A 17,015-nucleotide genomic window follows, 5' to 3' on the forward strand; every position below is an offset into this window, starting at 1 on the left:
TTATTTTGATTTACTATTTTTCGATTTACGAAGTACGATTTAATGCCCAATAGTAGATAAAATAATCCGCGTTAATCTGCGTTTCAAATAATCAATCACACGGTTATCACACCGTCGAATACTTTCTCGGCGGGACCGGTCATGAAGAGGCGGGTGCCTTCGCCTGCCCAGCGGATGCGGAGCGTGCCCCCGTCCATGATGATGTCCGATTCTCCGGGGCAACGGTGGGTGTATGCCGATGCCACGGCGGTGGCGCACGCTCCGGTGCCGCATGCCATCGTGATGCCCGAACCGCGTTCCCATACACGCATGCGGACACGGCCGGGAGCCAATACCTGCGCGAACTCCACGTTCACACGGTCGGGGAAGAGCGGATGACGCTCCAGTACCGGTCCCACACGGGGCAAATCCACCTGCTCCATATCGTCCACGAAAATCACCAGATGCGGGTTGCCCATCGATACGGCAATGCCTTCGCGATAAGGATACCCCTCGCCCAAATCGACGGGATGAATCTCTGCCGGGATGCCCATATCCACCGTCACGGCGTCCACTTTGCCGTCCTCCACATGCAGGCGGAGGGTCTTGATGCCCGAAAGCGTGTCGAGAGTCACTTCGGTCTTACGGGTCAGACCGTACTCGTACACATACTTTCCGATGCAGCGGCTGGCGTTGCCGCACATCTTGGCTTCCGAACCGTCGGCGTTGAAGATGCGCATGCTGAAATCCGCCTTGCCGGACGAGCCTATCAGCACCAGCCCGTCGCTTCCGATGCCCGTATGGGGGCGGCTCCACGCCACCGCCAGCTCTTCGGGATTCGGCAGGGGATATATCAGGGTGTTGACGTAGATGTAGTCGTTGCCTGCCCCTTGCATTTTGGTAAATTCTATCTTCATTAATTAATAGTTAATAGTTAATAATTTATAGTCAATCAGAAATGAATTGCGAAAAAATCATTTGTCATGCTGAGTGCCCATTTCCAATGGAAACTCCATTCGATTATGACAGGTATTGTCATCCTGAGCGCCAGCGAAGGATCTTGTAGACATCCACGTGGATGTGAGATTCTTCCTCCCTACAGTCGTCAGAATGACAAGAGGGTTAAGGATAATCCGTCATTGGTAACGAAGTGAAGCATCTCGGATGCGCCCACGTGGATGTACACGAGATCCTTCACGTTCGTTTAGGATGACAATACAGGATGACAATACATCAAGAATTTTTCGCAAACCAATTTTGTTTTACTATTATAGTTGAATGTCCTCATTTTGGCGGTTTGCTTGTAGGGGCAGGGTTTGCCTGCCCGAATACATCCACGCAGGCGCATACGGGCGGGCGAACCCCGCCCCTACATGGAACCATTGCGGACATTCATTCATTTTTCCTCTGTGCGACGCGTCAGTTTTTGGCGTATGCCTCTTCGTGCACCCCTGCTACGGCACGTCCGCTCGGCTCGTTCATGTTCTTGAAAGCCTCGTCCCAGGCAAGCGCCTCGGCGGTGGAGCAAGCCACGCTGGGCACGCTGGGCACGCTTCGGGCGGCGCTCTCGCTGGGGAAATATTCCTCGAAGATGCTGCGGTAATAATACTCTTCCTTGTTCATCGGGGTGTTGACGGGGAAACGCTCGGCGGCATGTGCCATCTGTTCGTCGCTTACGGCTTGCGAAGTGACGGCTTTCAGCGTATCTATCCAGCTGTAACCCACCCCGTCGCTGAACTGCTCTTTCTGGCGCCATGCCACTCCTTCCGGGAGCATATCCTGAAATGCCTCGCGCACGATTTTCTTTTCGATGGTCTTTCCGGGGCACATCTTGGCGGCAGGGTTGAGCCGCATCGCCACGTCGAGGAACTCCTTGTCGAGGAAAGGCACGCGCCCTTCCACGCCCCATGCCGCGAGCGACTTGTTGGCACGCAGGCAATCGTAAAGGTAGAGCTTGGAGAGCTTGCGGAGGGTTTCTTCGTGGAACGCACGCGCATCGGGTGCCTTGTGGAAGTAAAGGTATCCGCCGAACACTTCATCGGCTCCTTCGCCGCTCAGCACCATCTTGATACCCATGCTCTTGATGACGCGTGCCAGAAGATACATCGGCGTAGAGGCGCGCACGGTGGTTACGTCGTAGGTCTCGATGAAATAAATCACATCGCGCACGGCATCCAGCCCCTCCTGAATGGTGTAGTTGATTTCGTGGTGCACGGTGCCGATGTGGTCTGCCACCTCGCGTGCCTTCGCCAGGTCGGGCGCACCTTTCAGCCCCACGGCGAACGAGTGCAGCTGAGGCCACCACGCCTCCTGTTTCCCGTTGCTTTCCACGCGGCGGGAAGCGTATTTCTTGGCAACGGCGGAAATGACCGAGCTGTCCAGCCCTCCCGAAAGCAGCACGCCATAGGGCACGTCGCTCATCAGCTGGCGGCGTACAGCGGCTTCGAGTGCCTCACGCAGTTCTTCCACGGATGCCGGATTATCCTTTACGGCATCGTACGACATCCAGTCGCGGGTGTACCAGCGCGTCATCTTTCCCTCCTTGCTGTCGTAATAGTGTCCGGGCAGGAAAGGTTCGTAGCGGTCGCAGAAACCTTCGAGCGCCTTCAGCTCGCTGGCACAATACACCTTGCCGTCGGCATCATAGCCGATGTAAAGGGGGATGACGCCGATGGGGTCACGGGCAATAAGGAAGGTGTCCTGCTCCTCGTCGTAGAGGGCGAAGGCGAAAATGCCGTTCAGTTCTTCCAGGAAATGGATGCCCTTGTCGCGGTAGAGGGCGAGAATCACCTCGCAATCACTTCCCGTCTGGAACTGGTACTTGCCCGCATACCGCTTGCGGATGTCCAGGTGGTTATAGATTTCGCCGTTTACGGCAAGTATTTGTTTATGGTCGGGCGAGAAAAGGGGTTGCTTTCCGCTTTGGGGGTCGACAATGGACAGACGTTCATGGGCAAGAATAGCGGTCCGCCCGCAATAGATTCCGCTCCAGTCGGGTCCGCGGTGACGTATTTTCTTTGCCATGGCAAGTGCCTTGTCGCGGAGCGGTTTGGTTTGTTCCTTGATATTGAATATGCTGACTATTCCACACATAAGTTTGTGAGTTTTTAAGTTTGTGATTTTTTGAGTTATTCACCACAGATTACACAGATTTTTATTTTTCTCTTTGTCATGCTGAGTGCCCATTCCCTGTGGAAAATCCATTCGATTATGACAGGTATTGTCATCCTGAGCGCCAGCGAAGGATCTCGTAGACATCCACGTGGATGTGAGATTCTTCCTCCCTACAGTCGTCAGAATGACAAGAGGGTTAAGGATAATCCGTCATTGGTAACGAAGTGAAGCATCTCGTAATCATCCACTCGGCGTATCCGAGATCCTTCACATTCGTTCAGGATGACAATGGAAAGTCTGCATGTTTTTATTCTAAAAAATTAATCCGCGAAAATCCGCGTTAATCTGCGTTTCAATGCATCCTTAATTTTTAGATGAGAGAAACCGGTCGATGCTTTCGGCGGCTTTCCGTCCTTCGGCGATGCATTTCACTACGAGGCTGGCGCCGGTAGCGGCATCCCCTGCCAGGAAAGCATTCGGGGGAAGCTGGGGAGCTTCCGGCTTCAGGAATCCCATGGCGAGCAATACCAAGTCTGCCTTGATGACTTCCTTCTTGCCGGTGGGTTTCATTACAGGGCGTCCTCCGCCTTCCGCAGGCACCCATTCCACTTCTTCCACTTCCACACCACACACGTGTCCGTTCTTCCCGATAAATTTAGTGGACGACAAACTCCAGCGGCGTGTGCATCCTTCTTCGTGACTGCTGCTGGTTTTCAGCACTACGGGCCATTGGGGCCAAGGCGTGGCTGGATTATCTCCTACGGGCGGCTTGGGCATAATCTCGATTTGTGTCACGCTTGCTGCTCCTTGGCGGTTGCTTGTGCCGATGCAATCACTTCCGGTATCGCCTCCGCCTATCACCAGCACGTGTTTGCCTCGGGCATCGATGCGCTCTTCTTTCGTGAAGGTCTGTCCGGCAAGTACCCGGTTTTGTTGTGCCAGCATCTCCATTGCAAAGTGGATGCCTTTCAGGTCTCGTCCGGGGATGGCGAGGTCGCGTGCCTGGGGGGTGCCGGTGCATACGCAATAAGCGTCGAAGCCTTCGGGCAGCTTCTGCACGTTGATTTCAGTATTGGGCTTGAACGTCACCCCTTCTGCTTCCATCAGCCTGATGCGCCGGTCGATGATGTTCTTTCCCAGTTTGAAGTTGGGGATGCCGAAGCGGAGCAATCCGCCGATGTATTCCAACTTCTCGAATACGGTTACTTCATATCCTTTCTTGTTCAGCTGGTTGGCAGCGGCAAGCCCGGTAGGTCCCGACCCGATAACCGCTACTTTCTTCCCGTTGCGCGGATAGTGTTTCGGCTTGATGTAGCCTTCGCGGAACGCCGCTTCGATGATAGCGGCTTCATCTTCGCGGATGGTGACCGGCGCATGAATACTCAGTTGCAGCACGCAGCTCTTCTCGCACAAGGCGGGGCAGATGCGTCCGGTAAACTCCGGAAAGTCATTGGTGCGGCTCAGTATCTGGAAGGCTTCTTCCCACTTGCCTTTATACATTGCGTCCTGAAATTCGGGCGGGCGGTTGCCCAGCGGGCATGCCCAATGGCAGAAGGGTACGCCGCAATCCATACAGCGCGAGGCTTGTAATTTGCGGTCGCTGGTATTGAGTGTCTGTTCTACTTCACTGAAGTCAGTAATCCGTTCGTGTATCGGCCGGTAGCCGGCTTCCTGACGGGGTATGGTTAAGAATGCTTTAGGATTTCCCATTGATGTAAGTTTTTGAAATTGTTTTTTTCACCACAGATTACACAGATTTAAATTATTAATATATAAGTATAATCTGTGTAATCTGTGGTGAGAAACTAATCTGTTTAGTAGTCTCTTTGCACTTCGGCAATCTTTTGCTGGAGTTTGCGCATCTGCTCTTCGGCAAGCACCTTTTTGTATTCAATCGGCGTCACCTGAATGAACTCGTCTACGTAACGGCTCCAGTTGTCGAGCATGGTGCGTGCCAATTGCGACCCCGTGTAGAGGTAATGCTGGCGTACCAGTTCGTGCAGTTCCTTGCGGGCGGTGGAGTCTTCCAGCAAGGAGAGTTCCACCATTTCCATGTTGCAGAAATAGTCGAAGTTATGGTTCTTGTCCCACACGTAAGCCACGCCTCCGCTCATACCGGCGGCAAAGTTACGTCCGGTTTCTCCCAATACGACCACCCGTCCGCCGGTCATGTATTCGCAACAATGGTCGCCTACGCCTTCTACTACGGCTATGGCACCCGAATTGCGCACCGCAAACCGCTCTCCGGCACGTCCGTTAATATACACTTCGCCGCTTGTAGCACCATAGAGCAGGGTATTGCCCACGATGGTATTCTTCTCGGCATCGAAATTGCTCCGTACAGGAGGCTGTACTGAAATGTGGCCTCCGCTCAAGCCCTTGCCCAAATAATCGTTGGCTTCCCCTTCCAGCTTGAAGCTGATGCCGTGGGTCAGGAAAGCGCCGAAACTCTGTCCTGCCGAGCCTTTGAACTTCACGTTGATGGTCTGGTCGGGCAAGCCTGCCTCACCATACTTCAACGCTACGGCTCCCGAGAGCATCGTGCCTACTGCACGGTCGGTATTGGCAATGGCATATTCCAGCGATACTTCTTTCTTGCTCTCCAACGCCTCACGGGCAGCGGCAAGCATCGCTACGTCTTTCACGTTGTCGATGTCGTGCTTTTGTATAGTGACGTTGTGCAGTGCCGACCCGTTGTTCACCTGATGCAGGATGCGGCCGAAGTCGAGCAGGGCTGCCTTGCTTCCCATTTGGCGGGGCTTGATTTCGATGAGGTCGGTACGTCCTACAATGTCATCGAGGTGCTTGAAGCCCATTTCGGCAAGATACTCGCGCACCTCCTGTGCCAGGAAGCGGAAGAAATTGACTACATATTCGTATTTCCCGCGGAAATGGTCGCGTAACTCCGGATTCTGGGTAGCTACGCCCACCGGGCACGTGTTGGCGTGGCACTTGCGCATCATCACACATCCCAAGACAATCAGTGCCGCCGTACCGAAACCGAATTCTTCGGCTCCCAGCAATGCCATGCTGATAACATCCCGTCCGGTCTTCAGTTGTCCGTCGGTCTGCAGGCGTACCTGTCCGCGCAAACCGTTCAGCACCAATGTCTGCTGAGTCTCGCTCAACCCTATTTCGGGCGGGATGCCCGCATAGCGCATGGATGAGGCGGGCGAAGCCCCTGTGCCTCCTTCGGCTCCCGAAATCACAATCAGGTCGGCTTTCGCCTTCGCTACGCCGGCGGCTATGGTTCCGATACCGCTCTCTGCCACCAGTTTCACGCTGATTTGGGCTTTCGGATTCACGTTCTTCAAGTCAAAGATGAGCTGAGCCAAATCCTCGATGGAGTAGATATCGTGATGGGGCGGAGGTGAAATCAATGAGATGCCCGGAATGGAATGGCGCGTACGGGCGATGACCTCGTTCACCTTGAAGCCCGGAAGCTGTCCGCCTTCACCGGGCTTGGCTCCCTGCGCCACCTTGATTTGTATCTCTTCGGCATTCACCAGGTATTCGGCGGTCACTCCGAAACGTCCCGATGCCACCTGCTTGGTCTTGCTACAGAGCGAGATGCCGTCGAACGTGTCGTGAAAGCGGTCCGAATCCTCGCCTCCTTCGCCCGTATTGCTCCGTGTGCCCAGCTTGTTCATCGCAAGCGTCATTGCCTCGTGGGCTTCCTTGCTGATGGCGCCGAACGACATGGCTCCCGTCACGAAATGTTTCACTATATCCTCTACCGGCTCCACTTCTTCTACCGGAATGGGGTTGCGCTTGAAGGAGAAGAAGTCGCGCAAGAAAATGGGATGCTCTTTCTCGTCCGCCTTGCGGGTGTATTCCTTGAACTTGGCATAGCTTCCCGTGCGTGTGGCGAGCTGAAGGGCACTGATGGTTTCAGGGTTCCAGGCATGTTTCTCTCCGTCTTTCCGGTAAGAGAACTGTCCGATATGCGGCAATAAAGGCTCTACTTCATCCGGCATGAACCCGTTGTCGTGGAACGTGATATAGTCTTTGGCTATCTCTTCCAGCCGGATGCCTCCCACCGAAGACGTTCCGGTGCCGAAATAAGCCTTCAGCAATTCTTCACTCAGCCCGACGGCTTCGAATATCTTGGCGCCGCGGTACGAACGGATGGTACTGATGCCCATCTTGCTCATCACCTTATACAATCCCTTGCAGATGGCCTTGATGTAGTTCTTTTCCGCGGTTTCATAGTTCATTTGGATTTCGTTGCGTTTCACCAGTTCGTCCAATACCGCAAATGCCATGTACGGATTGAAGGCACTTGCCCCGTATCCCAGAAGCAGGGCGGCATGCATCACCTCACGCACCTCTCCGCTTTCTACAATCAGCGCGGTCTGTACACGTTTCTGCACGCTGATAAGGTGATGGTGCACGGCACTTACGGCAAGCAGGGACGGGATGGCGGCGTGTTCCGTATCGATGCCTCTATCCGACAGGATGATATAGTTTACGCCATCATCTACCGATTGTTCGGCTTTCTTGCACAACTGGGTCAGGGCTTCCTGCAATCCTGCCTTCCCTTTGCTGACTTCGAAGAGCGCAGGAAGCTTCACGGTATTGAAGCCCTTATAGCGGATGTTGCAGAGAATGTCCAGTTCGGTATTGGTAAGGATGGGATGCGGAAGGCGTACCATCTTGCAATGGCTTTCGCTGGGCAAGAGGATGTTGGTGCCCACCGCCCCGATGTATTCGGTGAGCGACATCACCAGTTCCTCGCGTATCGGGTCGATAGCAGGGTTGGTCACTTGTGCGAACTGCTGGCGGAAATAGTTGAATAGCAACTGAGGCATGTCGCTCAGCACCGCCAGCGGGGTATCGTTTCCCATGGATGCCGTAGGTTCGGCACCGTTGGTGCACATCGGTGTCAGCGTGCGTTCGATGTCCTCGCGCGTGAAACCGAAGGCACGGAGCTTACGCTCGAAGTCGGGCACGGTATTTTCCACCTTCCGCCCGCTCTTCAGGGTGTTCAGTTCGATGCGGTTGGCAGAAAGCCATTGGCGGTACGGGCGTGCCGATGCAAGCTGTTCTTTCAATTCCCCGTCGTAATAGATTTTGCCTTCCTGGGTATCGATAAGCAATATCTTTCCCGGCTGGAGGCGTCCTTTTTCCTTGATGGTCTCCGGCTCGAAACTGATGACACCCGCCTCGCTTGCCACCACCATCATGTCATTTTTCGTAATGAGGTAGCGTGCCGGACGCAAGCCGTTACGGTCCAACATACCTCCGGCATACCTTCCGTCGCTGAAAAGCAGGGCGGCAGGCCCGTCCCACGGTTCCATCAGGATGGAATGGTATTCGTAGAATGCCTTCAGGTCTTCGCTGATAGGATTCTTGTCGTTGAACGATTCGGGCACCAGCATCGCCATGGCATGAGGCAGGCTCAAGCCCGACATCACGAAAAACTCCAATACATTGTCCAGCGAGGCGCTATCGCTCATGCCCGGCTGGATGATGGGACGGATATCCTTTACATTGCCCAGAGTAGGCGTAGAAAGCACACTTTCCCGGGCTTCCATCCATGCACGGTTTCCCCGGATGGTATTGATTTCGCCGTTATGCGCCAAGAGGCGGAAAGGCTGGGCAAGGCTCCACGTGGGGAAGGTGTTGGTGCTGAAGCGGGAATGCACGATGGCAAGCCCGCTGGTGAAGTAAGGTTGTGTCAGGTCCTGGAAATACTCGCGTACTTGCACCGACGAGAGCATACCTTTATAAATAATGTTCTTGCTGGACAATGACACTATGTAGAAGTCTTTGTGTTGTATCCGCTTCTCGATTTTCTTGCGTATGATATACAAGGTACGTTCCAGGTTTTCCACGTCCGTGGCACCGGTGATGAACACTTGCTTGATAGCCGGCTCCGTCTCCTGTGCGCTTTGCCCCAGGATGGAAGAGTTGACCGGTACGCTCCGCAGGTGCATCAGGGTAAGCCCTTCACGCTCTATTTCCTCTATCATGATGCTCAGGATGCGTGCCTGTTCCTGCTCGTCCTTGGGCAGGAAAACCAACCCTGTGCCGTACTTTCCTTTTTCAGGTACCGGTATGCCTTGCAACAAGATAAACTCATGAGGAATCTGTACCATGATGCCGGCACCGTCTCCGGTCTTGTTGTCGGCACCTTCCGCCCCGCGGTGTTTCATATTCTCCAGCACTTTCAGTGCCGAGTCCACCAGTTCGTGCGACTTGTTGCCATGAATGTCTACAATCATTCCCACACCGCAAGCATCGTGCTCGTATGCAGCATCGTATAATCCCGTTTGTTGTACGTCTGTAGCTGCGCTGCTCTCCATTCTGATAAAAGTTTCCTCTTTCATTGGTGTTTGCTTTCTTTTTACTACTGTTTGGTTGTTTGTATCTATCTCTTTGACTGCAAAGATAGAGAATGTGCAAACATTATGTATAGCGAATGGCATGTTTTGTTTCAAAAAAGATGATACATGCGTAGTGTTGCTTATAGATTTGCTTAAATGTGGCTGTGTATCCGATGTGATTGTAAGCAAAATATTGTTGTTTTATTTCAAAATGAAAGTTGCATGTCTGTTGAAGCATGCGTAAACATCGGGAGCGGTGCCGAAGTCTTTCCGCTTATAACAGAACGGATTGGGTTTGCGGAAATACGGCATGTAGTAGAGGAGTCACATTGTGTCGTCTCCCCGGATGTATTCAGAGACGCCACGGTGTGACGTCTCTACTGGAAAAACAGGCTCTTATAATTTTCGTATTTTATTTCTGATGGACGTGACAAAATGTTTTGTCACGTCCGCGGAGGGTTCCGGAGCTAAAATATCCGTTTTTTCATCTCTGCTACGAATCCGGAAATAATCTGATAGAGACGTTGCAGGTCGGTTTCCTCTCCGCATGCTGTTTCCAGCGGACAATATCCCGTTTGCTGGCGGTTGATGATGTGAGGCACTTCCTTGCCGCACGAAAGTTTCACGCCGTATTGTTCAAACAGCTTGCGGGCAGGAGTGCTGACTACGTTTGCATAGACTTCTGCCATTCCTCCCATTATCATCAGGGCAGCGGCTCCTTTACCTACCACCTTGTCGGCTATCGTGGCTCCTTGCATAAAGGCAGGGTCGGTGTTGTACAGTTCGTACAGGTCGGCTACGCCGCGCTGGGAAAATGTGCGTGTCTCGCCGTGGTTGGCGATGACGCATGAAAAGCCTCCTTCGTGAAGAAGGGAAATAAGTTGGTTCATCTTTTTAATTTACGATTTTGCGATTTACTATTTACGATTTATGCTTATATCAGGAGTTAAGGAGTTAAAAGGAGTTATCACTCCGCTGCGCTCCGTTAGGAGTTAAGCCAATAGTTTTGTTGGTGACAGGAACCGATACATGTAGTAGAGACGTCACATTGTGGTGTCTTTGTCACGCCGGATTTGTAATCCGATTCCGTTTGCTGCTGATGCGGATTACAAATCCGCAAGGTGGGTTACGCTGGATTACAAATCCAGCGTGACAAAAGGTATTGGCTTAACTCCTGACTCACAATGTCTCCTGCTTCAGCCTTTCCACGTATTGGTCGATGCGCTGCATCTCGCGGGGAATGTCGATGTACTGCGGACAGTGCGGATTGCATTGCTCGCACCCGATGCAGTGGGATGCCTGGCGCAGGCGGGGAACGCTGCGGTCGTAGCCTATCAGGAAGGTGCGGCGTGCTTCGGCGTAGTTGGGGTCGAGCTTGCTTTGCGGCATGTTGCCTTCGTTCACGCATTTGTTGTAGTGGAGCAATACCCCCGGAATGTCGATGCCATAGGGGCAAGGCATGCAGTATTGGCAGTTGTTGCATGGGATGGTGGGGTATTTGAGCATCAGCTCGGCGGTATCGAGCAGGAATTGCTGTTCCTCCTGGGTGAGCGGTACCAGCGGCGAATAGGTGCGGATGTTGTCTTGCAGATGCTCCATGTAGGTCATGCCGCTTAGTACGGTGAGCACCATGGGCGGTGTGCCGGCAAAGCGGAATGCCCACGAAGCGACGCTGTTTTCGGGGTTGCGTGTCTTCAGACGTGCTACGATGTGTTCGGGCACTTTCGACAGGCGTCCTCCCTGCAGGGGTTCCATGATAACCATCGGAATGTTCCGCTTGGAGATTTCGGCATACAGGTAGTCGGCGTTGACGTTTCTGCCCGATGCGTGCTTCCAGTCGGAATAGTTCAGCTGGATTTGGATGAAATCCCAGTGCACCTGCTCGTGGTATGCCAGTATCTTGTCGAACTCTTCCTTGCTTCCGTGGAACGACCAGCCGAGGTGACGGATGCGTCCTGCCTCACGTTCTTTTACCAGATAGTCCAGCAGTCCGTTGTCGATGAAGCGGTTCTGGAAGCTGCGCTTGCCGGTGTTGCCCAGCGAGTGGAGCAGGTAGTAGTCGATGTAGTCCGTCTGGAGCTTCTTCATCGAGTCGTGATACATTTCTACGCTCGACTTGAAGTCCGTAAGGTCGAAGTTCGACATCTTGGTGGCGATGAAGTATTTTTCTCTCGGGTGTCGTTTCAAGGCGATGCCTGTCGAGGTTTCCGACCAGCCCTGCACATATACGGGTGCCGTATCGAAGTAATTCACTCCGTGTTCGATGGCGTAGTCTATCAGGCGGTTCACCTCTTCCTGGTCGATGACGTTTCCGCCTTTCTCGGGTGCGGGGAGCGTAGGCCAGCGCATACATCCGTAGCCCAGAATGGAGACTTGGTCTTTTGAAGGCGGGAAGTTGCGGTAAGTCATCTTGCCCGTTGGCACAGGGTTTTGTGCAGATGTCTCGGCTGATTCTTTGGGGGAGCATCCCGTCAGGGCTGCGGCGGTACCGGCGGTGCTGATGCCTACTATTTTCAGGAAATCCCTGCGGTTCATGCGATTATCTTGTTTGTTCATAATAGCAATTTTTTATTCGTTCTGATTTTTAGAAACGCGGATTATCGCAGATTAACGCAGATTTATAAGGAAAATGAATCTGATATATAGTCTGCGGAAATCTGCGTGAATTTGCGTTTCAGCTTAAATGATTCGGTGAACTTCGTGGCCTTCTACGTAGATGGCGCTGAGCGGGCGTGCCGGACACAGGTTCTCACAGGCTCCACATCCGATGCACTTCTCGGTGTCTACTGCCGGAATCTTGAGAGATTCGGAATCCGACGGGTCGGAAGGTATCATGGTGATAGCGCCTGTAGGACAATGGCGTGCACAGTTTCCGCATGCCTGTCCGTCGGTGAGCGGGATGCAGCGTTCTTTCACCCATACGGCATGGCCTATCTGGATGGCAGACTTTTCGGCTTTATCTATCAAGTGAATGGCACCTGTCGGACAGACTTCCGAACATTTCGTGCATTCGGGGCGGCAATAACCGCGTTCGTACGATGCGGTAGGTTGCATGAACGTGTCAAGCGAAGAAGAAGGACGGAGCACTTCGTTGGGGCAGACCGATACGCAAAGCTGGCAAGCGGTGCAATGTTGCTGCATATTGCGTGCGCTCTGCGACCCCGGAGGAGTAATCGGAGTCTGGCGTTTCGGAGCCTGCTTGTCGATGATGTCAGCAAGCCCGCCGTCCAGTTTGACGATTTCGGCTTTCTTTACAGCCTGTGCCTTGGCTGCGGAGGCAAGGAGCAACAACGACCCTGCCAGTACCTCACGCCGTCCCTTATCTTTGGGTTGCGAAGTAGGTTGTGACGGAGCGGCTTCTTTCTTTCCGTAGGCAAAACGGTAGTGGATGGCATCGTGCTTGCATTGCTTCAGGCAGTCGAAGCAAGTCACGCACCGGCTATGGTCTACAGCTGCGTTCGGAATATCAATGCAAGCCGCTTTGCAACGGCGTGCACACAAGTTGCATTTCCTGCATTTCTCTTTATCGATTTCGATGCGGAACAACGAAAATTTAGAGATAACCCCCAACACGGTTCCTACGGGGCAGACGGTATTGCAATACGTACGTCCGTTCCGCCACGCCAATACACCTATTATTATAAAGGTAAGCAGGGCGATGAGAAATGTCGGAAGGCTCTTCAGCCACACCTCGGTTTCATAGAAAGCGTAGCTGTCGGCACGCTCCGCAAAATAGGCGAGCAGGTTGTTTCCCCATTGATAGACGGGAGCAAACAGGTTGTTGGCGATTCTTCCGTAGGCGCTATAAGGGGCAATCAGTGCGGCAATCGAAGTGAGTCCGCCTGCCATCAACGCCAAGAACACGACCAATACGCTATAACGCAACACGTTTTTCGCTTTCGAATACGTATAAGGAAGTTTTTTCTTCCCTCGTCCTATCCGCGCCACGATGTCTTGAAAGACTCCCAACGGGCAGATAACGGAACAGTAAATGCGTCCGCATACGAAAGTAAGCACTATAAGAAGGAGCACAACGCCGACATTGAGTGCCAATACAGCCGGCAAGAACTGAATCTTAGCCATCCATCCGAACCATGCATGCAATGTCCCTGTAAAGTCGAGGAACAAAAGTGTGACGATGCAAAAGAATAGGAAAGCTATTACTTGTCTGATTTTTTGCAACATAATGAGTAGTCTTTTGTTATTTCATGTCACAAAATTAGAAGAAAATGTTTTTTATGGTATCAGGCAGATAACAAAACTTTCTTAATGCCGATAATTTATATCAGGTCTAAGTTTATTCTTAATTTGTCATGCTAGATTTTGTCACGCTGAATTTGTAATCCAGCGTAATGAAAGGCACAGAGGCACACAGAAAAAAATAAAATTTGAATATCCGCATTTCACCCAATTGCCTTGTAGGGGCGTATCGCATACGCCCGAATACGTCAACTAATCCACGTGGATGTCTTCAGGGCGTATGCGATACGCCCTTACATGGGATGTTTGCGGATATTCAATAAATAAAAACTCTGTGTGCCTCTGTGTCCTCTGTGGTGAAAAATGATAAACTTATTTCACTAATTCATATTCCAGGCAAGCCATGATGAAAGGACCGATGGCCTTACCTTCATTGTTCACGATGGTTACGTCTTTACCGCACAGGTAATAGTCGGGTGTACCGTCGCGCGAGGGATCTTTTGCCGGACCCAATCCTGCCGAACGGCAACTTTGGTTCAGGTTGATGGTGCCGTCTTCGTTGGTGGTGACAAAGGTTTTCAGCAATCCTTGGTATGCCTTTTCGGCTACGTCCTTATAGCTTTCGGGCAGGATGCCGAGGCGGATGCCTTTCAAATAAGCGTAGGTAAACATGCTCGAAGCCGAGGACTCCAGGTAATTGGCGATGCCGCATCGGCTTACGAACGAGTCGTCGTATTGCAGCAATTGGTACCATACGTCGCTTTCCCGGTCTTGCCAGCGTGCCAGCCCCTTGGCTACGGTATTTACGATGGTCTTCAGCTCATTGTAGTCGGGGTGCGACTGGGGCATCACTTCCAGCACGTCGACCAGTGCGGCGAAATACCAGCCCATGCCCCGTCCCCAGAATTCCTTGGAGCAGCCTTTGTGAGGTTCGGCTTTGTTTGCCCAGAACGAGTTGACATCCTCGGGATTGGCGGACCATGCGTGATAATACAATTGCTTGCCGGCATCGTAGGTATGGCGGGCGATGGTCTTGAACTGGTGCGCAATGTCGGTCCATGCCTTTGTATTATCGGGCTCGAAGTTGGCTTGCCATTCGGCATAGAAGGCGGCTCCCATATAGAGGCCGTCCAGCCACATCTGTCCCGGATAGATATCTTTGTGGAAGAAACATCCTTTGGCATCGCCTGTCTGGATACGCGAATAGTCGTTCACCAGGTAATTGCGGAGCCAGTCGGCAGCCTTTTTGTAGCGGTCGGCATTGTGCGTGCCGTTCTGCTCGTCCAAGGCTTTTTCGTGGCGGTAAAGGGCGAAAAGCACCTTGCCCGAATTGATGTTGTCGATGTTTCCTTTCTTGAAGTTCTTGAAGGTGCCGTCGGGATTGATGGCGTTATCAGCATAGTCTTTAGCCCATTGGTAATAGTCGGCGGTCCAGTCGGCATATTGGTATTGCTCGCAAAGGTTCAGGAGCGACTTGGCTACCAGCCCGTTCACGTAGTCCCACGATTTCCCGTGTGTCCATTGTTTGCCTTGCGATTCCGCCATGCGTTGCGAATAGCGTGTTTGCGCCCCTACGGTAAGCGATGCCAGCAGGAAGCATACGGTCCATGCGAATGTTTTCATTGTTCGATAGTTTTTAGGGTTAAGTATGTGTACAAAATAAATCGACATTTCACCACAGGGGACACGGAGCCGTTAATATTTTTCCTCTGTAGTGAAAACAAAAAAGACTGATTGAAATTCATCAACCAGTCTTTTTCGGCAGAGGTTCCTGGCGGATTCGAACCGCCGTGCACGGTTTTGCAGACCGCTGACTAAGCCACTCATCCAAGGAACCATTTTCGTTGTTGTCTTGGCACTTGCTTTTCTCAAATGCGTTGCAAAGGTATAACTTATTTTTGAATCTGCAATACATTCCGCCGGTTTTTATGAAATTTCTTCATGTTTTTTCAAAAAATGCTCTTTATTGCGGTCATGTGCATCGGTGGTTTGCCCCTGTATGTTCGCCGCGCCGGCGAACAGGCATCGCAAACGAACATAAGTGAATCAGCCGACTCACTTATGTGAAACGCCCGACTTACTTATGTGAAATGCCCGATTCACTTATGTTCATCAAAACGTATACTTGATTTGCGAAACCGATACATGTAGTAGAGACGTCACATTGTGGCGTCTCCCTTTCCGCAAGGTAAATGCAGTTTGTCACGGCGGATTTGCAATCCGCCGTAATGAAGAATCGGATTTGTAATCCGAACCCATTGCTGCTGATGCGGATTACAATTGACTTCGTCGACCTACGGTTCCGCACATAGGTTACACCGGATTGCAGATCCGGCGTGACAGGTAATGGAGTAGAGTATGTATAGTTTCTTTTATGAAGATATACTTACTTTGCCGATGAAGTATATATTCATTTTTCGGGGGTATCTTTTTGCTTTTTGCGGGCAAGTAAGTTAAAATGTGCCAATATGTCAATGTATTGATTGATTTTACATCGACACATTGACACATTAGCACATTAACACATTAGCACATTATTTATTACAGATGGAATTTATACCCCACCGAGAGCGTCAGCGTATGATAGTTGGCGCCGATAACGTCTCTTTTGTTTTCCTTTCCGAGCGAAAGGTCGTATTGCAGCTTCGTGTACCAGTTGCGGATTTCTACGCCTACGTTAGCCGTCACTCCCCAGTCGAACTTGCGGTCTTTGTCGTATAAGAACAGGTTCGAGTTGCCCGCTTCGTCTTCTCCATACACAAAGCCGTCGTAATATTGTTCCGTCGGGCCGGGGAACGAGCCTTTAAGGAGCCGCTGGTTTCCGTCTACCTTGGTCTTTACGCACAGCCCCACGTAAGGCCCTACGCCGAAAAACACTTTGGTGTCCTTATTAATTTGCCAGTTGAACTTGGCGAGGACGGGAAGCTGGAGGAAATGGCGCGTCCGCGAAACGGTTTCCATCCACGTGGCATCGTCGTTGCTGTAGATTCCTCCGTTATCAATCTGATAGTGGTGGAACGTATAGAACAATCCCGATTCGATGCCGAAATGTTTGGTGAGGTTGAAATCTACGGCAACTCCCACTTTAGCCGCAGGCCGCCAGTCTTCTCCAGACGGAGGCCGTCTTACGACAGAAACACCCGCTTCGGGCGACAAGGTAATGTTCTGTGCACTCAGTGTGCATGCGCCTAACAGCAAGGCGCAGAAAAATAACTTTGTTCTCATAACTTTTTTATTTTATGGATTAAGAGCCTGTTTAAATTTTGCTCAGGTTAATTTTGCGAATTGTTTTCGAGGATGTTTTTCTGATTTTATGAGGAGGATAGCGGGCTATCTGACGAATAAAATCTGGAAAACAGACCGGAAACAAACGCAAAAGAACCTGATAGAATA

General features: G+C 51.8%; 9 protein-coding genes and 1 tRNA gene. All 10 read right to left on the minus strand.

The features are described from left to right. Window positions 1-95: 95 nt before the first annotated feature. Entirely contained in the window at window positions 96-896 is an 801-nt protein-coding gene (gene dapF, locus BACSA_RS13590) for a diaminopimelate epimerase (protein WP_013618610.1), read from the minus strand. A 502-nt stretch (window positions 897-1,398) separates the two neighbouring features. Continuing rightward, window positions 1,399-3,072 carry an asparagine synthase B gene (asnB, locus tag BACSA_RS13595; RefSeq protein WP_013618611.1) on the minus strand — a complete coding sequence of 558 codons (1,674 nt, stop codon included), beginning with the start codon at window positions 3,070-3,072 and terminating at the stop codon, window positions 1,399-1,401. A 384-nt stretch (window positions 3,073-3,456) separates the two neighbouring features. Next, window positions 3,457-4,803: a glutamate synthase subunit beta gene (locus tag BACSA_RS13600; RefSeq protein ID WP_013618612.1), complete on the minus strand. Its 1,347-nt coding sequence runs from the start codon at window positions 4,801-4,803 to the stop codon at window positions 3,457-3,459. Between the two features lie 104 nt (window positions 4,804-4,907). Next, the gene (gltB, locus tag BACSA_RS13605) at window positions 4,908-9,425 is read right to left on the minus strand and encodes a glutamate synthase large subunit (protein ID WP_013618613.1); all 4,518 of its coding nucleotides are present in this window, start codon (window positions 9,423-9,425) and stop codon (window positions 4,908-4,910) included. A gap of 464 nt (window positions 9,426-9,889) precedes the next feature. Continuing rightward, window positions 9,890-10,312: a DUF1893 domain-containing protein gene (locus BACSA_RS13610; RefSeq protein WP_013618614.1), complete on the minus strand. Its 423-nt coding sequence runs from the start codon at window positions 10,310-10,312 to the stop codon at window positions 9,890-9,892. 289 nt (window positions 10,313-10,601) lie between these two features. Further along, on the minus strand, window positions 10,602-11,978 hold the full coding sequence (locus BACSA_RS13615) for an aldo/keto reductase (RefSeq protein ID WP_013618615.1): 1,377 nt from the start codon (window positions 11,976-11,978) through the stop codon (window positions 10,602-10,604). A gap of 123 nt (window positions 11,979-12,101) precedes the next feature. After that, window positions 12,102-13,607 (minus strand): 4Fe-4S binding protein, encoded by a 1,506-nt coding sequence (locus tag BACSA_RS13620; RefSeq protein WP_013618616.1) that lies wholly within the window; start codon window positions 13,605-13,607, stop codon window positions 12,102-12,104. A 387-nt stretch (window positions 13,608-13,994) separates the two neighbouring features. Beyond that, entirely contained in the window at window positions 13,995-15,245 is a 1,251-nt protein-coding gene (locus BACSA_RS13625; RefSeq protein WP_013618617.1) for a glycoside hydrolase family 88/105 protein, read from the minus strand. 142 nt (window positions 15,246-15,387) lie between these two features. Further along, window positions 15,388-15,459, minus strand: a tRNA-Cys gene (locus tag BACSA_RS13630). 704 nt (window positions 15,460-16,163) lie between these two features. Beyond that, window positions 16,164-16,847 carry a porin family protein gene (locus BACSA_RS13635; RefSeq protein WP_013618619.1) on the minus strand — a complete coding sequence of 228 codons (684 nt, stop codon included), beginning with the start codon at window positions 16,845-16,847 and terminating at the stop codon, window positions 16,164-16,166. Window positions 16,848-17,015: the final 168 nt, after the last annotated feature.

Origin of the sequence: Phocaeicola salanitronis DSM 18170 (assembly GCF_000190575.1) — a bacterium.
Lineage (GTDB): Bacteria > Bacteroidota > Bacteroidia > Bacteroidales > Bacteroidaceae > Phocaeicola > Phocaeicola salanitronis.